This is a genomic window from Paenibacillus sp. BGI2013, from assembly GCF_002843485.1.
GTDB classification, from domain to species: Bacteria; Bacillota; Bacilli; order Paenibacillales; family Paenibacillaceae; genus Paenibacillus; species Paenibacillus amylolyticus.
In genome coordinates, this window is sequence record NZ_PJFA01000025.1 from 1 (window position 1) to 21,358 (window position 21,358).

The following is a 21,358-nucleotide window of genomic DNA, read 5'->3' on the forward strand; positions in this document are numbered from 1 at the left end:
TCCCAGTGTGGCCGATCACCCTCTCAGGTCGGCTACGCATCGTCGCCTTGGTGAGCCGTTACCTCACCAACTAGCTAATGCGCCGCAGGCCCATCCCCAAGTGACAGATTGCTCCGTCTTTCCAGTTCCCTTCAGGCGAAGAAAACAATTATTCGGTATTAGCTACCGTTTCCGGTAGTTGTCCCAAACTTGAGGGCAGGTTGCCTACGTGTTACTCACCCGTCCGCCGCTAACCATCCGAGAAGCAAGCTTCTCTTCAAGTCCGCTCGACTTGCATGTATTAGGCATGCCGCCAGCGTTCGTCCTGAGCCAGGATCAAACTCTCCAATAAAGTATTGAAAAGAGCGATAAGCTCATTTTGAATCTGACGAGATTAAAAATCTCATTTGTGCTCCAGTCGATCCAAGCCAAGGCTCGTTTCAAACTTTCGCGTTCATTCTGCAAGCAGAATGTTTACTCACTCGTTGTTCAGTTTTCAAAGATCAAACTTATTCCGTTACCGAATGTTATTCTCTTCAGCAACTCTTATATAATACCATGTCCGAACCAACTTTGCAAGCTCTTTTTTTCAAGTTTCTTTCGAAGCTTATTTCAATCGCTTGCCGCACCGTGTATCTCGTGTTTTTTTGGCCGGAAATAGAATATACCATGTACAGTTATGAAACGCAAGTCTTTTTTAGATAAACATTAAATTCTTATAAAATGAGTACCCTATAGACCTTTTAACAAGTATCTCCTTATAACCAGCTAAATGATACATCTGCGCACTAACTTTGATGATCAGAGTAATTAACTTACAAACGCAATAAGTTTTTTTATATGATCCTTAATCCAACTTATAGAGAAACTCATGTTGTATACAGTACATACTCATCACGTTATAGAACTTATTAACCGATAATTTCATTGGATAAACAACCAACAAATCATAAATCATTATACTCATTCCTTCTATATAGAAGGAAAACATTTTTGAAATTCATTTTTCCCAAGAAAAGAATACAAAAAAAAGCGAAAGCTCCGGGTTTAAATCCCCTGGCTTCCGCTTCTTTCATATATAAGGTAACAAACTTATCTCCGTATTCTTCATTAAACCTAATGTACGCTTACTCCCCGCCAATAAATACGTATCGGCAAACTACAATGAGCGCCAAAATCCACATAAGCCAGTGAATTTTCACTTTACGCTCTGTAACCAAGTTACTGAACACCGCCAGAATCACATAAGATACGATACCTGCGGAGATCCCGTTTGCGATTCCACCTGTGAAAGGCATCAATACAATGGTAAGGAATGCAGGGAAAGCTTGCAGGAAATCATCCCACTCAATGCTGCGCACTTGACTCATCATAAGTACACCCACGATGATCAATGCCGGAGCCGTCGCAGCGGATGGAACAACCAGCGCAAGCGGTGCGATAAACAGGGCCAAAATGAACAACAAACCTGTTGTTACCGAAGTCAGTCCTGTACGTCCACCTGCCTCAACACCTGAAGCACTTTCAACGTATGCCGTAATGGTACTTGTACCTAGTGCAGCACCTGCGCTGACACCAACTGCATCGACGAGCATAGCTTTACCGATCGTTTTCTCGCCTTTTTTCTTATCCTTCATAATCCCCATACGTGTTGCAGTACCTACCATCGTACCAAACGTGTCGAACAATTCAACGAAGGTAAAGATGAAGATGATCTCGAACAATCCGAGACTGATGGCACCTTTCAAATCCAGCTGTCCAACCGCCAGATCACTGAAATTAGGCAACCAGCTTGCGCCTGAAAGACCACTCAGATTTGTAACGCCCATCGGAATACCAATCAGCGTTGTTGCTACGATCCCGATCAGCAGAGCGCCTTTGACGCGCATAACCATCAGAATAGCAATAAGGAGCAAACCAATCAGGGCCAGCAACGCATCGTGATGTGTTATAAAGTTACCCAATGACAGATTAAAACTACTACCTGGAATCGGCTGACTCAGATCTGCGTCTGGTGCAACATTGACTGTTACAGCAACGAGATTAGCAAGTTTGAAACCAATAATGGTAATAAAGAGACCGATACCCACCGTAATGGCCATTTTGATTGACTGCGGAACCGCAACCAGCAACATTTGACGAATCTTCGTCACGGTCAAAATAATGAACACGATACCGGAAAGGAATACCGCTCCGAGAGCTGCTTGCCAAGTAATCGCTCCATTCGAACTTAGAACGACAGTCATGAAGTACGCATTCAGCCCCATACCTGGTGCAAGTGCGATCGGAATATTCACGAACAATCCCATAATAATAGTCATTAATCCGGCGCCGACGGCTGTTGCAAAGAATACTGCATTATCCGACATCCCCGCACCGGCTTGACCCAAGAACAACGTATTTACAAAAAGAATGTAAGCCATTGTCATAAACGTAGTGAGACCTGCAACAATCTCCGTTCTAACGTTTGTTCCGTTTTCTTTTAATTTAAAGAAACGATCCATAATTACTAACTCCCCCTTAGAGATGTTGAAGCCATATTGAAAAACGACAAATGACCCTGATGAAGATTCTTCACCCAGGGTTCAGCTGACAAGGAGTGGCACGATGCCTTTACTAAGAACAAAAAAAATTCTAATGTGCGTGATGTCCCCGCAATCATGTAGAATTCATGTGCTTAGCCTTCTCCTCTTCGTAGCCAGATCATTAGGGTGATCTCGTAGAGACTCCCGGGCCAATCCCCAGGATTATACGAATAAGTATGCGCTATTTGTTTGTTTCCCATCACTATTTTAGGAGGGCAGTATGTTTTTGTCAATGAGAAAAACGAATATTAATATCCCCCTTTTATAATATCGTTCGTATTATTTAACAGATTGAACCAGTTCAGCGGTTTACAACCCAATTGAATACGCTTTTTTCGGTGTAATCTCAATGGGATATGTCCATTCTTTCAGACTGAAAGTTCCGCAGGATAACATAAAAAGCTAGCCTGATCAGTGGGCGAGAAGCGCTCTAATCAGGCTAGCTTATATTTCTGATGCGTTTTAGCAATCAGGTGAATGATGATCAAGGAATAACGATATCTCGTATTCCGAAGACTTATACTCATTAGGTATATGGAGCAACTTGCGACATACGCCGGAACTACTTTTTACCGGATCAGTCCTATGTTAATTATATCTCTGTCTGCGGAGCATCCTGTATCTCTTGTTGTTCCTGATTTGTGTTTGTTGTTGAGTCAGAGGATAACTCCTGGTTACTGGTCTGATCGGAAGAAGCATCCGCTGCCTCTAAGTTCACAAATGGAAAGTCCCCCGAACCGGAAGCCAGATCTTGCATTCCTGAACCGCATCCTGCCAGCATCACCATCAGAAACGCACTTCCAATGCCCATCTTCCATTTGCTCATATAGTCGGTTTTACGCATACATTCAATTCTCCTTTCAGTAGCCATATAGCTCTTAGTATGTACTTATTGTACAGGCTTGACCTGAAAGGATCATGAAGTCAACTTTAAAATGGGATTAATTTTGAAAGTTTATTACTTGTAAAAAAAGTAGCCCTACAAAAATTTGATCACAATATTCTTCTTAATAAAAAAACGCCCTTTTATTTGCGAAATACCGCAGATAAAAGAGCATTTTTTAAACCTATCGTTAAGAGTCTATATCCTATTCCCACTCGATTGTTGCAGGTGGTTTGGATGTTACGTCATACACAATACGGTTTACGTTATCAACTTCGTTAACGATCCGTACGGAGATTTTCTCCAGCACATCCCAAGGGATACGTGCCCAGTCAGCTGTCATACCGTCGATGGATGTTACAGCACGAATACCTACAGTGTAGGAATACGTACGTGCATCACCCATAACGCCGACACTCTTCATGTTAGGCAGGGCTGTGAAGTACTGCCAGATTTCGCGGTCGAGACCGGCTTTGGCAATCTCTTCACGCAGGATGTAGTCTGAATCACGAACGATGGTAAGTTTCTCTTCGGTAACCTCACCAAGAACACGGATCGCAAGACCCGGACCAGGGAACGGCTGACGGTGTACAATTTCGTCCGGCAAGCCACACTCGGTACCGACTTTACGTACTTCATCCTTGAACAACGTGCTCAGTGGCTCGATCAGTTTGAAGTTCATGTCCTCAGGCAGACCGCCCACGTTGTGGTGGGATTTGATCGTCTGTGCAGTCGCTGTACCACTTTCTACGATGTCCGTGTACAGTGTACCTTGTGCCAGGAATGCAAAGTCATCGAACTGCTTGGACTCTTCGTCAAATACGTAAATAAACTCGTTACCGATGATTTTACGTTTTTGTTCTGGATCATCCACGCCAGCCAGTTTGGACATGAAGCGCTCTTGTGCATCAATTTTGACAACTTTCATGTCGAATTTGCCGACAAACGTCTCCATTACACTTTCTGCTTCACCTTTACGCAACAGACCGTGGTCGATAAACATACATGTCAGTTGATCACCAATGGCTTTGTGAAGCAATGCAGCTACAACGGAAGAATCTACACCGCCGCTCAGTGCACACAGTACTTTACTGTCGCCCACTTTTTCACGAATGTCTCTGATGGTGTCATCGATGAATGTCTCCATCGTCCAGTTGCCTTCGCAACCACAGATTTCGAACAGGAAGTTACGAATCATGTCGTTACCGCGAACAGAGTGACGTACCTCCGGATGGAACTGAACAGCATACAAATTACGCTCATCGTCACTCATGGCAGCGATTGGCGCACTTTCCGTACCTGCATCCAGTTTGAAACCTGGAGGAAGTGTAACCACGTGGTCACCGTGACTCATCCATACCGTATGTTCGCCTTCAATGCCTTTTGCCAATGTAGATCCAGCGGCAAACTCAAGGTCTGCTTTACCGTACTCTCGCTTCTCGGAACGTTCTACTTTACCTTCGAGCTGTTGGGCCATAAGCTGCATTCCGTAGCAGATACCGAAGATTGGCAAGCCTAGGTCATAGACACCTGGGTCCACGTGTGGAGCATTCTCAGCGTATACGCTGGACGGCCCACCTGAAAATACGATTCCTTTTGGTGCCATTTCTGCGATCTTTTCCGCCGGTGTGTTATACGGCAAAAGCTCGCTGTATACGCCAAGATCCCGGATTCTTCTGGCGATTAACTGATTGTATTGACCCCCGAAGTCAAGGACAACTACAATTTCATTCTGTTTATTCATAACCGTGCCTCCCTCAATTCAATGAAACTAATTATACGCAACGACAAAACATACCGTCAAGGAAAGGCGAAACTCCTTTTTTCGACATCTCAAAACAGGATTACCAAATGCCTATAAATATGAAATTTCGAACAGAAAAGCTTGGCAGCAAGATGCTGGTTCAAGTGTATGATCGTGGAAAGACGCCTCGTTCGCAGCGCAGCGCGAAAGGCGTCTTATGTATGGCATGCAACGTAAACCAAATGCTGCGTTTAAAAACAGTGCGCCAGCCAATGGTGATCTTCATCTGCCCACAAGTGGCCAAGCTCTATTGGAAAGCGATAGCGATTGTATGGCAGCTGATTCGCATCTTTGGTGTAACGTTGTAACATCCTTGTGTTACAACGCTTGCAACCGCCGGGCCAGACGAAGTGCCCGGCGCAGGAAGTCCAGACTGTCCGCGCGCAGCGGACGGTCTGGCCCGTACAGCAGCCGTTCCCAGTCGGCTGCAAACCGCGCGATGTCCGCGCCGTCCGCGCCTGCGGCCAGAGCCGGTGACGCTGCATATTCACGCAGCGTCATACCCGGCGGCCGCGGGCCGTACCGGCGCGCGAGCGCGGCCCAGACCGGAGCGGCGGCACCCAGCAGCCGCTCGCGGTCTGGAAAGCTGCTGCGTGGCCACGCCAGCAGCAGCCCTAACCGCAGCGCGGGGCGTAGCCGCCGCATGCGGACCAGAGCAGCGGCGCCCATCAGGGCCGCTGCCACAAGGGCTGCCGCGAGCCATGGCTCCGCGGCAATGGCCCGTGCGCGGGCGAGCAGCCACGCGCCCGCGTAACCCAATCCGCCGCTCATATACGGCGGATTCTCCGCAACAGGCTGCGGCCCGGCGAGTGCTGCGACACTTTCGCCCGCGCCTTGCGCCATGGCGAAGCCTGGCGTGGCCTCAAACGGCATCCAGCCTGCACCCGGAAAATATACCTCTACCCAGGAATGTGCATCTCCCTGTGAAATCACATACTGACTGAGCACATCCGGGTCAGCAACTCCGGGGCCAAAACCTTTAACCCAGCGTGCTGGGATGCCCTCTGCACGCAGCAACACAATCATGGCTGTGGAGAAATGATTGCAATACCCCTGCCGGGTGACGAATAGAAAATCATCCACAAAATCTGTTCCTCGCGGTGGCATACGGGTATCCAACGTATACTCGGCATGAGCAGCCAGATAAGTCTTGACGGCCTGCACAGCGTCATACCGGGTCTCACTGCCTTGAATGATTTCCTTGGCAAGCGTCTGCACTCGACCAGGTAGTGATGTAGGCAATTGCAGATAATCCCTCCGGATGGCTGCCGGATCTTTCCCTTTATTCGTTTCCTCAAGTAGACGTAACTGTTCAGGTGTTGCGACAGGGACCATGACGTCTGCCGAATAATGTTTAACTATCTTATCGTTTCCGGAGCTCGCGAGCCACAATGTTGCCGAATCGCGATTAGACAGCAAAGAAAACATGTTTTCCTGATTATCCTTGTTCTTATCCTGGAACGATACGTTAACCGGTATGCCCCCGGTAAAGAGAGGATTTGGTCCTTTCCACTCTCGCTGCATCATGACAGTTTGGCGAATGCGACTCCAATAGGTTGAATTCTCCCAACCATCAGCACGCAGCATTCCGGATGGACTTGCCGTTTCGAAGCTTTGACCCGGGTCACTCCAAGTACTACCGTTATAATATGAACGGGTCTCCCCTCGCCAATACGTCACTTTTGGACTCTTCGCTATAAAAAAGAGGGAATTCCCCTGCACCAACGGTGCTCCCATAGGCGCGTCCGCTGTGCTATATCCCGTGACTGCCGTTGCAGCAGGGATACTACTGTGCTGTGTATAACCTGCCCAGCGAGCTAGGCGTTCACCCATCTGCTCCAAAGATATGCGTTCCGGTTGAGGAATGGAAGCAAACTGGCCAGGTAACGCCGAGAGAAACACCATACCTGCGGAAACAGCGATAGTTACTGCACTCCAACGGCCGTAGGGGCTGCCGCGATAACTCGGAGTCGTGACTCCTCCATTGAGACGTAATAGCTGGAGCAGAGCCTGAATAAGAAAAATCCATAGGACAGACCGTATTAAAGAAGCATACACATCCAGCCCCGCAAAGGATTCAAGCAAAAGCAAATAAAGCAGCGTTGCACTGCCAAACAGCATAACGCTTCGACGTAACAATACGAGGGATTGCACAGAAGCCATGAGCATGCTCCAGCCGCACATCATGAACAACCCTCTCGTTTCTGTACTAATCGAGTGAAATCGCCAGTTATTTATAAACGTGTCCATATCCGCTGAAAATATTCCCGGATAAGCGGCCGCCCAACGAACAGGATCACTTCCTCCGTACATCAGACATAAAGCAGCAAGTGCTATGAATAATCGGATCAGTACTCCGGTGATCCATCCTGTACGAATTAACCCCGCGAGCAATAACGCTCCCGTTAATCCCGCCATTACGGACAAGAACCGTTCACTGCCCTGCTGATCTGATGATGTAACAGGATATATCCACTCCAGAGACAGTATAAGTAAAATGACCGAAATAACAATTTTGTACAGGACAGGTACGCTAACATCTCCCTCATCCTTTATGTCCGTCACAGAATTCTGGTTCACAGTTTGATGTACAGAATAGGCCAATTCCATTCTCGTACGGGCCGTTGACTCTAAGTCGGCCATAGTGGAATCGGGTTGCTGGTTACCATTACGCTCCCACATCCGTTACCTCCACCTTTCCCAATGAAGATAACGCAACGTCTGTAACCGCATGGATCGGCACCCCGCTGTGACGAAGCCGCTCCAAGCTTAAGCTGTCATATCCCAATCCATTCATCAATCTATCCGTTGATCCTAATTGGTTTTGGTTCTGGTTTGCTTCAGTCAATTGCACCTCTACACGATAACCCGACCCGATTGCAGTTATGATCCATTCGGCCAGAACCTGATCCATCTTGCCTGTGAGAACCACAATTCGCGACCCGCTCGCCAGTCCATCCAGCATCTCCGTTCGAAGCGAAACAGAGCCTGATTGTGCTTTGGATATTTGTGCCCCCGCTAACTTGTCCAGTCCATGATTCTCATCATCTGCATGGAACGGCCCATGTTGCCATTGATCTTGTGCATCATAGTTCTTATCGCCGCCTTCCATCCACAGATGATAAGGAATGTCATCCCGTTCAGCGGTATGAATCCAGCGGGCAGCTGCACGAACCACTCGTTCAAAGGCAGGTGCATCCATGTTCTCCCGTTGTTTTACGTCATAACCCGACGCGCCTTCATACACAAGGATGCCGAGCGAAGCCAGATCCGTGGTATCAGGCAGAAAGGTCTGAAGTTTTCCCGTTTTGGCTGTACTTTTCCAATGAACTCGTCCCAGTGGGTCACCCTGCTGATATTCACGGAACTCAGGACTACGGTTTCCCTGGCTATTTCGTCGCTCCGACAGAGTCCCTTCGATCATCGCTGCGAATTCTACCGAATCACCCTTCCCCCAAGCTGTTGCTTGAGGAACAACAATCAAAGGGGTACCTCCCGAGGTCTCTGCGGAGAGAGTATTCCAGCCAAACATATCACCCCAGTACAATCTGCCCGTATCCCATCTGTAGACTCCTCTGCGTAACCCGGAACATTCATATTGATAGGAAAATTGTCGCCGTGTTCCCGGGAAAATCAATTTGCGATGAACACCTGCAGGTGTGTTCTCACACAGAACGATCCATAACAATGGAATACGGCAATTGAATTCCAGTTCGACTAGAACCCGTACCTGCTCGCCTGCCTCAATCCGGTTCGTGTGTATTTTCCGACGGATGTGAATATGCCGTGGTCCGAACCAATGGAGAAGCAGACCTCCTGTGAACATCAAGAAAGCTATAACGGATAGAAACAACGCCGCTTTGCCCCCATGCCACTGATACAAGGAAGCAAAAGCCACCACCAAGACAGCACTCACAATCCGTTGTCCCAGCGCAGTCATTGCCTCCGTCCCCTTCCCTGTGATGCCATCTGTACAGGTACCGGGACCGTTGACAATGCTTCTTCAATGACCTGTACTTGCCCCCAAACCTCCGCTCTGTTCTGGGCCTTCAATTGAATACGGTGGGAAAGGACAGGCACAGCTACCTCTTTCACATCATCCGGAATGACATAACTGCGCCCTTGAAGATAGGCAAATGACTGCGCCGCAGCCATCCAGGCCAGTGTTCCACGCGGACTGATGCCCAGTCTGACCGCCGGAAGGCTGCGAGAGGCTACAGCAACAGCCACCAGATACTGTTTAACGACCGGATCAACATGTACCTGTTTGACTTCACGCTGCATGGCTACGACCTCTTCAGCAAGGAGAACAGGGCGAAGTTCATCAAGCGCTTCTCTACCTTGCATGCGGGTTAACAATTCCAATTCCTGTGCCGGATCGGGATACCCCAGTCCAATTCTCATGATAAATCGATCCAGCTGCGCTTCAGGCAGACGGTACGTACCTTCGAACTGTAACGGGTTCTGTGTCGCCAGCAGAAAGAACGGGCGTGGCAAGGCATAGGTTGTGCCATCAACCGTAATACGTCGTTCCTCCATTGCCTCCAGCAGGGCAGACTGAGTGCGTGGTGAAGCGCGATTTATTTCATCAGCCAGGACAACGTTGGACATGACGGGTCCGGGCCGAAACTTGAATTCAGCTGTATGTGGATGATAGATTGAAGTGCCCGTAACATCTGCCGGCATGACATCGGACGTGAATTGAATCCGGCCCATGGAGCAGTCCAGTGCAGAAGCAACGGCACGAACCAGCATCGTTTTCCCGGTACCCGGCACATCTTCCAGAAGTACATGACCTCCACTGAGCATTGCGGTAAGGACATAACGAATCTCTGTTTTTTTGCCAATAATCACACTCTCAACACGCTTCATGACCCGGTTTAACAATTCAACAGCATGTTCATGTTCCATTCGGATATAAGACATTTCTCTGATCTCCTTCCGTTCATCAGCATTCCTGAACCATAGTAATCTATGATTCAGTGTTGCCCGGAAGTAGAGAGAATAGTCCTGCAAGAATTACTTTCTTCAGATCATTTTATACTTAAATATGTTGTTCATTGCCGAAATGGATCTGGAAGTGCCCGCCTTTACCGTCCACTCTGCTTCATTACTGGTTAAGGAATTCACCCTCAACCCCATCTGCTCCAGTAGCTCACGTAACGGAACCCAGATGGTTCCACCTTGACTCTGTACTGCTCCCGTTTCAATTGCCCCGGTTGTAGTCAGTGTTCCACTCACACTGTCTGCATGAATCGTTCTTTCCTTCCATACTGCTATGGCCGTCCTTGTTTCAGAGTCCCAGCGAGTGCTGCCCCCGAATTTTTTCATGAAAGTACGCAATGGCACCATGATTCGCTGCCCCTCCATGCGGAACTCGCCCGGTTGCAAGGTAGCTGTAGCCAAGCCCACCTCTACCTTCAGCTTCTTGCTTGCAAGCCATAACGTCGCGTTCGCTTCTACATGCTCTCCAATCCAGGCCTTTCCTGGCGCCTTGCGGGCCTTATACTTACCATCTGGATGTACACGGAATTGAACGGGTTGATCCGTACTCTTTATGGTGTCAAAACGATATCCATGATCACGATAATATTTGATAATACCCGGAAGTGCTTTTACCGTTTCAGCATGTGCACCACCGTCATGCATCAGGACAACGACCGAACGTGCTCCCGCAGGTACTTTGGTCGAATTGCTGAGGATCTCTTTGGCCGGAACACCTTTACGCTTGGAATCTCCACTATCGACGTTCCAGTCCATGACGGTGTATCCACCCAGTTGGAGCAAATCAAAATAACTCTGGTCAAAATGTCCATAGGTACCGCCTGGTGCTCGCACCAGATTCGGACGGAAACCGGTTATACGCTCCAGCACTTCCTCTGTCTGCTTGATCTGTTTCCAGAACACTTTGAAATCACTGTACAGCTGTTCATATTGATGATTAAACGTATGATTGCCCAAAGCATGTCCATCCTCCACAAGCCCCCGGATTAACTCGGGATAACGTTCTGCCTGCTCACCCAGCACAAAAAATGTAGCCAAAACCTTCTCCTTGCGCAAAATATCCAATACTTCACGGGTATGGTTACCCGGTCCATCGTCAAAACTCAGATAAACTACCTTGTCTTGAGTATTCTTATCTTCCGGGATTGGATCACCTGAGCCGGAAGCAGAAGATGCATAAGCCGTGCCTGCATATACAGCAAATGCACATAACAATATCGTAATACGCATGAGAATGACAGACCACTGTCCAGCTAAAAACATATGTATGGTTGTTGCAGAGTTTCCCCCTATTTCCTTGATTCTGAATTCCGGTCTCTGTACCATTTACGAATCGACCTCCACCGTCTCTAGTAATTTGCTGATAGATTTCAGCAGATTTGTTAGAATTATATGGAGGCTACATTGAAAAAAGACGTGATTTTGTTTAATATTTTTTCACAATTTGCTATGTAGCCTGATTGATTCTTCGCTTCAGATTAGGTAGCATAATGAACAGGCAGAACACATTAAAACACCTTGGAGAGTATTCATGCTCCCACCCCGTATTCAGGAGAGTGAAATCTATTGGAATTGCTTGAGAAGATCCAACATCTGTTTGGGTCCTACGGATACAGCGTTTTGTTTTTTGGCTTGTTGCTTGAATTCATCGCACTTCCCTTTCCTGGTGAAACAACGATGGCTTACGCAGGGTTTCTCTCCTACAAGGGGCATCTCGACTTTGGAATCCTCACCATACTGGCTTTTCTGGGGACAACGATTGGCATGACCATCACTTATTTTATTGGAGCCAAAGCAGGACTGCCCTTTATAACACGATACGGAAAATGGTTTCTGCTGAAGCAGGACAAGCTCGATAAAACGCAAAAGTGGTTTGCCAAGTATGGTAATGCCTTAATCTTCATCGGTTATTTCATTCCGGGTGTAAGGCATTTCACCGGATATTTCGCGGGCATAGCCGCTGTTCCCTTTCGTAAATTCGCTCTCTACGCCTATTCAGGCGCGTTATTCTGGGTTGTATTGTTTCTGGGCATTGGCAAAATATTTGGCCCCCAGTGGAACGCCGTATTCCATCTGGCTCATCAATATGCAGCATATATCGTGGGAGGAATCGGCCTATTGCTTATCGTAGCTGTGCTCTATCGTTACCGCAAAGCATGGACAGCAAGATCCACCGTATCCAAGCCAGCCCCTGTTCGACAAAGACAAAAGTAAATTCGGACAAAAGTCCATCTATAATAAACAGGCAAGGAGTTGCGAATAATCGCAGCTCCTTTTTTTTGTGATAATCCGAATTCATCCAGGTCATACTAACTTGAAAATATAGGGTGTATAGGGAGGTGAAGGCATGAGTGAATCGTCGCTGGAACGCCAAGATCAGAGGCAAATCTCTCCGGATCTAAGCGAAAATATGGAATACTGCAAGCAAGTGATGGGGAACAGCAACGACTTGATGATGCGCCCTCTCCAGTGTTTACATAAATGGCCTGCAGTCATGTTGTACATTGATGGATTAGTGGATGTGCAGATTCTGAATCATTCCATCATGGAATCATTATTGCAAAAGCGTGATCTCCCTGAATTCTCTGCAGACGATGAACATCTCAGCTACCTCCAGAATGATATCTTGATCGCCAGTGATGTATTGCTGGTCAATGATATGGATGAAGTAATGAATGCACTTCTTTCGGGATCAGCTATCTTACTGCTTGAAGGATCTGTACGAGGATTGAAGATTGGTGCCGCAGGCTGGGAAGATCGATCCGTTGGAGAACCTGTCTCCCAAACCGTCGTTCGGGGACCTATGGAAGGCTTCAACGAAAACCTGCGTACCAACACATCATTGATCCGCAAACGAATCCGTAATCCTCATCTTTGGATCGAAGAAAGAGAAATAGGTGAGATTACCAAAACCCGAGTTGCTGTGCTCTATCTGGAACATATCGTGGATCAGGAGATTGTAAAAGAACTGCGTCGAAGACTCGATGAGATCGATATCGACAGTATCCTTGAGAGTGGATATATCGAGGAACTGGTACAGGATAAGACGGGAACGATCTTTCCCACTGTCTATAACAGTGAAAGACCCGATACGGTTTGTGCTGCTTTGCTTGAGGGCAGAGTAGCCATCATCGTGGACGGTACGCCGTTTGTATTGCTTGTCCCTGCCTTGTTTGTTCATTTCTTTCAGTCTCCAGAGGACTACTATCAGCGTGCAGATATCAGTACACTGATTCGAATGATACGATATCTAGCCTTTTTTATCGCCCTGCTTGCCCCATCCTTTTATATTGCCATTACCACTTTTCATCAGGAAATGCTCCCTACCAACCTGCTCATCAGTCTGGCAGCCCAGCGTGAAGGTGTTCCTTTCCCCGCCTTCATCGAAGCCATACTAATGGAGCTAACGTATGAAATTTTGCGGGAAGCAGGTATACGTATTCCGAAAACGGTCGGTCAGGCCGTTTCCATTGTCGGAACACTGGTCATTGGCCAAGCCGCCGTAGATGCAGGAGTTGTCTCCGCAGCAATGGTTATTATCGTTTCCATAACAGCCATATCCAGTTATGTCATTCCAGAGAATGGACTTTCTATCTCTGTCCGAATTTTGCGATTTGTATTGATGATTCTCGCGGCAGCTTTTGGATTCTACGGTATTCTAATTGTTCTGCTCATTACGGTTACACACCTGTGCAGCTTGCGTTCTTTTGGTGTACCGTATATGTCCCCCTTTGCACCTTTCATTCAGAAAGATCTGAAGGATACGCTGTTTCGTGTACCCTGGTCCCGTATGAAAACACGACCACTCTCTACGGGTACACCGAACAAAACCAGACAAGCCACAAAAAAAACGAAGCGTTAATTCGGTAAGGAGAACAACGTATGAACAAGTGCTTCCGATTAATTGTATGCATTGCATTCCTACTCCCTCTCCTTACCGGATGCTGGGATCGCCAGGAACTGAATGAACTTGGCATTATGCTGGGTCTTGGTGTAGACAAGGATGGCGATTTGATTAAAGTGAGTGCTCAGGTCGTTGTGCCAAATGAAGTTTCCTCCAAGTCAGGGGGAGGCAATGGCACTCCTGTGACGCTGTACGAAGCGTCCGCGCCCACGCTGTTTGAAGCGATTCAAAAGCTAACCGAGACAAGCCCACGCCGCATATTCATGGCACATATCCGTGTACTGGTGTTTGGTGAAGAATATGCACGCAAAGAGGGCATCTACGATGTTATGGAAGCGTTAATGCGAGAAGCTACTGTCCGTCCCGATTATTACGTCTTGGTTGCACGAAATACAACGGCTTCCAAAGTACTGAACGTGCTTACCCCACTTGAGAATATCCCTGCGGAGAAGATGTTTAATTCTCTGGACGTATCTGCCAAAACCTGGTCTCCCACAACCACGGTAACTGGTGATCAGTTAATGGAATACATGCTAACTCCCGGAATACAACCTGTCATCACCGGAGTAGAGGTTGTTGGCAGTTCAGCGAGAAGCGGAAGCAAAGATAATATTGCGACAATCAAATCTCCGGCCAATCTGAATTCTACGGGATTAAGCATCTTCAAAAAGGACAAACTGATCGGCTGGTTAACGGAAGATGAATCAAAAGGATACAACTACATCCGCGACAATGTGGTGTCTACCATCAGTCACATGCCTTGCCGAAAGGGAGGAAATGTGACGTTCAAAGCTCTCCGTACCAAGACCCAACGAAAAGCAAAGGTCATTAACGACCAGCCTGTGATCCACATCAAACTCAAAAATGTTTCTTCCATTGGTGCAGTAGAGTGTGGAATCAGAATTGGTTCGATGAAAACGCTCAAAGAGTTGGAAAAGGACAGTGAGGAGCGACTGATAGAACTGATGGAAAAATCCGTGAACTCCGTGAGACGAAAATTCCATACCGACATTTTTGGATTCGGTCAGGAAGTGTATCATGCCGATCCCAAATTTTTCAAAAAGATTGAGAAGGATTGGGATCAATATTTTGAGAATCTGGATGTTAAGTATGAAGCCAATGTACAGATCAAACGTGTAGGTACACTGGATGATTCATTCAAGGAGGATTTGAAGGAGTGAGACCGGATGTTGATTACAATTACTGTCATTGTCATAGGGGGCCTCGTAGGCATGGTTGATCTTCCAGGTCTCATCCGCCGTAAGGAATGGAGGGAAACAGTTGTGTACAGCGGAATGCTCGTCATAGCCACAGGGTTCAGTGTGATTGCAGCCAACCTGTGGGATTTCCCCAGTCCGCTCTATATCATCATGTGGATCTATGAACCTGTTAATCAATTCTTGGCACATCTGACGGGAACCTAGAAAAAGGAGAGGACCATTATGCTGGAACAGGGGCGCCTTGGAACAAGACAATTGACCACGCTCATCTTTATGATGGTGGTCGGGGATATGATGCTGATCTACCCCTCGGTCATCACGTCCTATGCCAAACAAGACTCCTGGATTTGCGCTTTTATAGGCGTTCCTCTGGGGATGGCACTGATGGCCATGTTCCTGAAGCTATGTAGCATGCACCCAGAAAAAAATCTGGTGCAGATGGCACGAAGCATTCTAGGGTTCTGGCCAGGTACTTTCTTTTCCTGCCTCTACCTGTTCTTTTTCATTATTGGTGCTTCCACACATACGAGAGAAGTCGGCGATTTCATGACCACTCAAATCTTCCCGTACACTCCCCTTCGCATCATCATTCTGATGTTCGTCATCGTGATTGCCTGGGGAGTGTCTCATGGATTAGAGGCGATGGGGCGAAGTAGTGAACTACTGATGCCCGTCGTTATTGTGTTTATTGTCGTTCTTGCAGTCTGCCTGCTTCCTCAGATTGATATCAGAAATTTGAAGCCAGTAAGTGATACGGGTGTTGTCTCTATCTCGCAAGGCATTCTGGTAAGCATTATATATCCAATCGGTGAAGTCGTTCCTATCATGATGATACTGCCCTATGTTGCCAAGCAGGCTCATCGAACACGGGACGTAATTATTGCAGCTGGCCTAGGTAGTTTGGTATTGGCAACACTCGTTACCATATCGTTGCTGGTCTTGGGTGCCTTTCTTACGCAACATAATATATATGCTTCGTTTATTTTGTCCCAGAAAATCAGTATTGGGAACTTTTTTGAACGTATTGAAGCGATTATGGCTTCTTCCTGGCTGATCTCTACGTACTTCAAAGCGATGATATACTTATACGCCTTTATTGTTGGTTGTGCGGAACTGTTCAAGCTTAAGCAGTATCAGATACTAGTACTCCCTGCATCTTTACTCATTTTCGGATTAGCCAATCTGATCTCACCAAGCATTACTTTTATCGTGATCACCATTGTTCCATATTGGGTAGATTGGGATACCACACTGGGGATCATTCTGCCGGGTTGTCTCCTGCTGATACAATTGCTCAAGTCTTACAGAAAATCATCGGTGACTACAAACAATTCCTCACAGGAATGAGTGCTTTTTTTGGGGGAAGGAACCTGGTGTGGATGGAAAAACGGTTCATTCATGAATATCATCCATGCTTAATATAGAGAAGGAGAACGGTGTCTATGTTAATTAAGGAGAAAATCACCATTAGGCAATTTGCAGTCCTTACCTTTCTCGTCATGATTGGGGACATGATTCTACTCTATCCCTCCGTGGTAACTGTTTCCGGTAAACAGGATGCATGGATCTGTTCTCTTATCGGTCAACCGATCGGCATGCTCATCATGTGGGTGCTATACAAACTTCATCAGACGCATCCTGATCTTTCCCTTATTGAAATCTGCCAAAAAATACTTGGCCGGTGGGCAGGGTCTGTTTTGGCAGCTGCATATCTATTTTATTTCGCCATAGGCGCTGTCATATGTATCCGTGAAGTCGGTGACTTTATGACCACACAGATCTACCTTCAGACCCCCATCCGGGTCATTCTAATTATCCTTATGTGCGCTCTGGTCTGGGGGCTTATGCATGGCTTGCATACAATAGGAGCAAGCAGTGAAATGCTGACTCCAATCGTTGTTGCATTTATGATTCTATTATTTCTGGGGCTGATGCCCAAAGTAGACAGTTCAAATCTACAGCCTTACTTGGACACCCCTTGGCTTCATCTGATGCAGTCTGTCATTAGAGGGGCTTTCACTTCCTTTGGTGAACTAATCGTGATCACCATGGTTCTTCCTTATGTGATGTCCGGGCCTCACATCAAACGGGACATGTTACTCGCTACTTTATGTGGAGGGCTGTTGCTAACCACACTGTTGGTCATTTCACTGATGATATTTGGCCCCTTTCTGACACAGCATGACATCTACATCTCCTATACCCTGTCCCAGAAAATTAATATCGGCAACTTTTTTGAGCGAATTGAGGCGTTCATGGCGACCGCTTGGTTAATTGCTACCTATTTCAAAAGCCTGCTGTACATGTTCTCCTTTGTCGTTGGAACAGCTCAGCTATTTCGATTAAAGACATATAAACCTCTCATCCTGCCATCAGCCATGTTATTATTTGCTTTAGCTGTCCTGATTTCTCCCAATGTCATTTTCTACACCAATACGATCATGCCCGCTTGGGTGGATTGGGATATCACGGTAAGCTTTATTATTCCGCTATTCCTACTGCTCGTGCATCGGCTTCGTTCTGGCAAGAGCAAGAATAATTCAACCAATCAAAAACGATTGCCCACCTAAAAAGGCTGTGTTCACGGTAAATTCCGCGAAGCACAGCCTTTAATGATGAAACGGTTAAGATGTATTTATTCACACATGTCTAGTTCATTAATTACAATGTCTTCACAGCCTCAAGCGCAGCCTCGATATGTCCTTTGACCCGAACTTTGGACCAGTCCTTGATCAATTTCCCCTCTTCATCAATCAGAAAAGTGGAGCGAACCATACCCATGTACTCCTTGCCATACATTTTCTTCAGCTGCCATACACCGTATTGCTCGGCTACAACGTGCTCTTCATCCGATAGCAAAGTGAACGGCAGTCCATATTTGGCAATAAACTTGTCATGTTGTTTCATCGGATCGGTGCTGATTCCGAGAATGACCGTGTTCAGCCCTTCAAATTCAGCATGTCGATCCCGAAAATCACAAGCCTGTTGCGTACAAGACGAAGTCATATCCTTGGGGTAAAAATAAAGCAGTACCCGCTGTCCGCGGTAATCCGAAAGCTTTACTGATTCTCCCGTACTGGACGGAAGTTCAAAATCCGGTGCCAATTCGCCTACAACTAACGTCATGTCAGTTCCTCCCTAATCTCCCCCATGAAATGCTATAGGGCGTTATTATGAACCTGCTCCGCGATACCGCTTCACGCCAAAATTCCACAATAGCAAGCCCATGGAGCCAAACACCAATCCCATCACAGGTGTAAGCAGCGCCATGCGATGCATCTCGGACCTCTCCAGGAACAACGCTGCGGGATAGATCCCCACAAAGGCAAACGGAATGATCCAGGTTAACAGCACCTGAATAGCACGGTTATAGATCGTTACCGGGTAGCGTCCATATCCTTGAATGTTATACATCAACGGCAGGATACCTGTTGGCGCGTCCGAATAAAAGGACAACGAAGTCAGGGTGGTATAGATGCCGGCATAGATCATGACTGAGCTGAGTGCCAAAATAATCAAGGCAGGGATATGCCACCACTCCAGCATCAGACCCATCTCTGCGCCACTGAAGATCATGATGATCAGGCCGATAAACGAACCCACAAGTGCAGGCGGATCTACATTTTCAAGCAATATCTGGAACAGGTTATGTGCAGGACGTGTCAGGATCCGATCCATCTCACCTTTGACGATGTACCGCTCACTGAATCCCCACAGATTGATAAAACAACTGAAGATGCCATAGGGCACCATAAAATATCCATAAACAAAGAGCACTTCACTCTCACTCCAGCCGCCCAGGTTATCCGTATGGCGAAAGACCACAAAGATAAAGATCAGGTTGGTTGCCTGGAACAGCAAATCCGATAGGATCTCCACCCAGAAATCAGCACGGTACGTGAGTCGTGTTTTCATGTAATTTTTCAAATATTCCCAGATCAGACCCATATAGTACATATCTGTTATCCCCCTTGCACGAACAGACGCTTGCGCGCCTTACGCCAGATCAATACCATCGGAAGCAGCAGTACGGCAAACCAGAACACCTGAATGCCGAGTACACTCCAGATGGCGGTACCTTCCACTCTTCCAGTGAACACGGAACCGGGCAGATACGTAATGGCCTGAAAAGGCAATACTTTCATCACCGCAGACATCCAGCCTGGATACAGACTGATCGGGATGATTAGACCGGAGAACAAATCAACCACGACGCGTTTCATACGCATCATGCCTTCATTGTTTTCCACAAAGAATGCCGCCAGTCCCGTTATCACATTAATCTGGGAGTTAATGAGGAAACTGAAGAACAGCATGACGAGAAAGCCAATCCACGCCGATGGCGCCGTAGGCAATTCAACCGGGAACAGCAGAATGGCAATGAGCATTCCCGGAATCATGAGTAGCAGGAAGCGGAAAATACCTTCGCCAAGACCCTGCATCATTTTGACCATAACGTAATTGATCGGCCTGATGAATTGAATCGCAATGGAGCCATCTCGTATATCTGCGGCAATCTCCCGGTCCAGGTTGTTAAAGTAAAAGGCACGTGCCATCCAGGATACAGCGATGTAAGTGGTCATCTGCGCTGCCGTGAAGCCGCCGAGTTCACCACTGCTACCGTAAATGGCTTGCCAGGTAAAGTAATACACGCCGATATTCAGCGTATATATCAAAATGCCGGAGTAATAATTCACCCGGTATGCCAGCATCGTTAGAAAACGGATGCGCATAAAATCAATAAATGCACTATTCATCTCAGGATACACCCACCGCTTCTTTCCCTGCTCCCACTATCTCGGGACGCTCGGCGGAACCGGATTGGTAAATACTGCGCACAATCTCATCCGTGTTAATCTCGATAATCTGAATATCGGTAATATCGGCTTGTCCAACGACACGTCCGAGTACATCCGAAACGTTCAGTTCCAGCGGAATCCATACGGATGCGGACAATTCATTTTCAACCGTCCAACGTACAGGCAACGCAGCAGTCCATTCCTGCATCTGACTCATGTTGTGAGCTGAACCAAACTTGAAGCGGATCTCCCGCTCCTTACCCCACTGGGACTTGAGATGATCCAGACCTCCATCATAAATGATGTTACCTGCATCAAGCATGATGACCCGGGAACACAGTGCCTCAATGTCCTGCAAATCGTGGGTCGTGAGCAGAATGGTCGTTCCATGCTCCTTGTTCATGTCTTTCAAGAAATCCCGAATTTCCGACTTCACCACAATATCCAAACCAATGGTTGGCTCGTCCAGAAAAACAATACTCGGGTTATGCAATAATGCTGCAACTAACTCACAGCGCATACGCTGACCAAGACTGAGCTTCCGCACCGGACGGCTTAACAGGTCCTGAAGCTGTAATCGCTCAACCAGTTCATCCAGCCGTTTGCGGAAATCAACTTCTCCGACACGATATACTTTGCGCAATAAATGGAAGGATTCGATAACGCCAATATCCCACCACAATTGACTGCGCTGACCAAAAACAACACCTATATTCTGTACAAACTTCTCCCGTTCCTGATACGGAACATATCCACCAACTGATATTTGCCCTGAAGTAGGCACCAAAATGCCGGTCAACATCTTGATCGTTGTTGATTTACCGGCACCGTTCTCCCCAATATATCCGCATATTTCACCCTGCGGAATCTGAAACGAAATATCATTTACAGCCAATACCTCTTGGTATTGACGTGCAAACAGGTCTTGGAACGCACCCTTCAGCCCACCTCGGCTTTTCTGGACGCTAAACGACTTGCGCAAATCTTTGACATCAATCGCCAGCATGATTATACCTCACTTGGATTTTGTTGAAATTGCTTGTAGCCCAAAAAGAAATTATAATGGTATCAGTCAAAATTCAGCAAGCTTTAAAATAGTCTGGAGCCGCGTCCTGCCCTTATGTTGGGAAAAGATGTGTACGGAAAGCTCCGACTAGATCTTACTTGAATACTCGAACTC

The 21,358-nt window shown here is 47.1% G+C and carries 18 protein-coding genes, 1 rRNA gene and 1 riboswitch; of the genes, 7 read left to right on the top strand and 12 right to left on the bottom strand.

The annotated features are described in order from the left end of the window. The 4 genes from CXK86_RS30865 to guaA all read right to left on the bottom strand — a co-directional run. Positions 1-331 (bottom strand): 16S ribosomal RNA (locus CXK86_RS30865); the annotation flags it as partial. A gap of 775 nt (positions 332-1,106) precedes the next feature. Further along, the gene (locus tag CXK86_RS30870; protein WP_076320372.1) at positions 1,107-2,483 is read right to left on the bottom strand and encodes an NCS2 family permease; all 1,377 of its coding nucleotides are present in this window, start codon (positions 2,481-2,483) and stop codon (positions 1,107-1,109) included. 171 nt (positions 2,484-2,654) lie between these two features. Beyond that, a riboswitch (purine riboswitch) is annotated at positions 2,655-2,754 on the bottom strand. Positions 2,755-3,156: 402 nt separating this feature from the next. After that, entirely contained in the window at positions 3,157-3,408 is a 252-nt protein-coding gene (locus CXK86_RS30875; RefSeq protein WP_101315082.1) for a hypothetical protein, read from the bottom strand. 244 nt (positions 3,409-3,652) lie between these two features. After that, positions 3,653-5,191, bottom strand: a complete 1,539-nt coding sequence (guaA, locus tag CXK86_RS30880; RefSeq protein WP_101315083.1) for a glutamine-hydrolyzing GMP synthase — start codon at positions 5,189-5,191, stop codon at positions 3,653-3,655. A 119-nt stretch (positions 5,192-5,310) separates the two neighbouring features. On the opposite strand from guaA, the gene CXK86_RS32375 reads away from it, so the two are divergent. Further along, positions 5,311-5,559: a hypothetical protein gene (locus CXK86_RS32375; protein ID WP_180361906.1), complete on the top strand. Its 249-nt coding sequence runs from the start codon at positions 5,311-5,313 to the stop codon at positions 5,557-5,559. Between the two features lie 10 nt (positions 5,560-5,569). Here CXK86_RS32375 and CXK86_RS30890 read toward each other — a convergent pair whose 3' ends face one another. The 4 genes from CXK86_RS30890 to CXK86_RS30905 all read right to left on the bottom strand — a co-directional run bounded on the left by CXK86_RS30890 (position 5,570) and on the right by CXK86_RS30905 (position 11,581). Beyond that, positions 5,570-7,933: a transglutaminase-like domain-containing protein gene (locus CXK86_RS30890; RefSeq protein WP_101315085.1), complete on the bottom strand. Its 2,364-nt coding sequence runs from the start codon at positions 7,931-7,933 to the stop codon at positions 5,570-5,572. Beyond that, positions 7,920-9,191, bottom strand: coding sequence for a DUF58 domain-containing protein (locus tag CXK86_RS30895; RefSeq protein WP_047841438.1), 1,272 nt, complete (start codon positions 9,189-9,191; stop codon positions 7,920-7,922). The genes CXK86_RS30890 and CXK86_RS30895 overlap by 14 nt, the downstream gene beginning before the upstream one ends. Continuing rightward, positions 9,188-10,177, bottom strand: coding sequence for an AAA family ATPase (locus CXK86_RS30900; protein WP_047841437.1), 990 nt, complete (start codon positions 10,175-10,177; stop codon positions 9,188-9,190). Before CXK86_RS30900 ends, CXK86_RS30895 begins: the two co-directional genes overlap by 4 nt. A gap of 102 nt (positions 10,178-10,279) precedes the next feature. Continuing rightward, positions 10,280-11,581 carry a polysaccharide deacetylase family protein gene (locus CXK86_RS30905; protein ID WP_101315086.1) on the bottom strand — a complete coding sequence of 434 codons (1,302 nt, stop codon included), beginning with the start codon at positions 11,579-11,581 and terminating at the stop codon, positions 10,280-10,282. Between the two features lie 240 nt (positions 11,582-11,821). Here CXK86_RS30905 and CXK86_RS30910 point away from each other — a divergent pair, with 240 nt between their 5' ends. The 6 genes from CXK86_RS30910 to CXK86_RS30935 all read left to right on the top strand — a co-directional run bounded on the left by CXK86_RS30910 (position 11,822) and on the right by CXK86_RS30935 (position 17,949). Beyond that, positions 11,822-12,469 (top strand): DedA family protein, encoded by a 648-nt coding sequence (locus tag CXK86_RS30910; RefSeq protein WP_017690726.1) that lies wholly within the window; start codon positions 11,822-11,824, stop codon positions 12,467-12,469. 133 nt (positions 12,470-12,602) lie between these two features. Continuing rightward, on the top strand, positions 12,603-14,117 hold the full coding sequence (locus CXK86_RS30915) for a spore germination protein (protein ID WP_101315087.1): 1,515 nt from the start codon (positions 12,603-12,605) through the stop codon (positions 14,115-14,117). Positions 14,118-14,137: 20 nt separating this feature from the next. After that, on the top strand, positions 14,138-15,340 hold the full coding sequence (locus CXK86_RS30920) for a Ger(x)C family spore germination protein (protein ID WP_101315088.1): 1,203 nt from the start codon (positions 14,138-14,140) through the stop codon (positions 15,338-15,340). A gap of 6 nt (positions 15,341-15,346) precedes the next feature. Next, on the top strand, positions 15,347-15,583 hold the full coding sequence (locus CXK86_RS30925; RefSeq protein ID WP_047841432.1) for a hypothetical protein: 237 nt from the start codon (positions 15,347-15,349) through the stop codon (positions 15,581-15,583). 18 nt (positions 15,584-15,601) lie between these two features. Then, positions 15,602-16,726 (top strand): GerAB/ArcD/ProY family transporter, encoded by a 1,125-nt coding sequence (locus CXK86_RS30930; protein ID WP_101315089.1) that lies wholly within the window; start codon positions 15,602-15,604, stop codon positions 16,724-16,726. 95 nt (positions 16,727-16,821) lie between these two features. After that, positions 16,822-17,949: a GerAB/ArcD/ProY family transporter gene (locus CXK86_RS30935; RefSeq protein ID WP_101315090.1), complete on the top strand. Its 1,128-nt coding sequence runs from the start codon at positions 16,822-16,824 to the stop codon at positions 17,947-17,949. Between the two features lie 91 nt (positions 17,950-18,040). Here CXK86_RS30935 and bcp read toward each other — a convergent pair whose 3' ends face one another. The 4 genes from bcp to CXK86_RS30955 are packed head-to-tail and all read right to left on the bottom strand — an operon-like array spanning position 18,041 to position 21,184. Continuing rightward, positions 18,041-18,505, bottom strand: a complete 465-nt coding sequence (bcp, locus tag CXK86_RS30940; protein WP_101315091.1) for a thioredoxin-dependent thiol peroxidase — start codon at positions 18,503-18,505, stop codon at positions 18,041-18,043. Between the two features lie 45 nt (positions 18,506-18,550). Further along, on the bottom strand, positions 18,551-19,336 hold the full coding sequence (locus tag CXK86_RS30945; protein ID WP_036614076.1) for an ABC transporter permease: 786 nt from the start codon (positions 19,334-19,336) through the stop codon (positions 18,551-18,553). Positions 19,337-19,341: 5 nt separating this feature from the next. Continuing rightward, positions 19,342-20,136, bottom strand: coding sequence for an ABC transporter permease (locus CXK86_RS30950; RefSeq protein ID WP_036614077.1), 795 nt, complete (start codon positions 20,134-20,136; stop codon positions 19,342-19,344). 1 nt (position 20,137) lies between these two features. Next, entirely contained in the window at positions 20,138-21,184 is a 1,047-nt protein-coding gene (locus CXK86_RS30955) for an ABC transporter ATP-binding protein (protein ID WP_101315092.1), read from the bottom strand. Between the last annotated feature and the right edge of the window lie 174 nt (positions 21,185-21,358).